Annotated in this window: 1 pseudogene; it reads right to left on the reverse strand. The window is 41.1% G+C overall.

Annotated features, from left to right (window positions below):
• Window positions 1-200 precede the first annotated feature (200 nt).
• Window positions 201-380, reverse strand: a pseudogene (locus PPOP_RS24895) (hypothetical protein); the annotation flags it as partial.

Here is a 380-nt window from a genome sequence, read left to right on the forward strand (position 1 = left end):
CAGCCCATAATTTTACGGGCGGGGTCTATCTGTCGTTCACTGTATAACGGGCTTTATTGCCAGCCCAGATATTTTATCGTCTACTGATTTTACACGAGAATGAGGTTAACCAGATTAAGCTGGTAACCTCACCCATAATTATATCCCCCCCAATGTAAGGGGATATGAATCTTTAGTAACATATATAAGATAAACCCATTTTACAGAAATTTTGTATTGTTACCGGTTTGAGTCCCAAACCTTTGTAACCGATAACCTTCCCTATATCGTTGACGAGCTTTTTCAATAAGACGGATTGTCAAGCCAAGTGCGACAGTTCTTCTGAGAAGGATTCGTGAGCAGTCTTCCAGCCCAAACATTTTCGTGGTCGTTGATTGATC

The organism is Paenibacillus popilliae ATCC 14706 (genome assembly GCF_000315235.1).
In the GTDB taxonomy this organism is placed as follows: domain Bacteria; phylum Bacillota; class Bacilli; order Paenibacillales; family Paenibacillaceae; genus Paenibacillus_B; species Paenibacillus_B popilliae.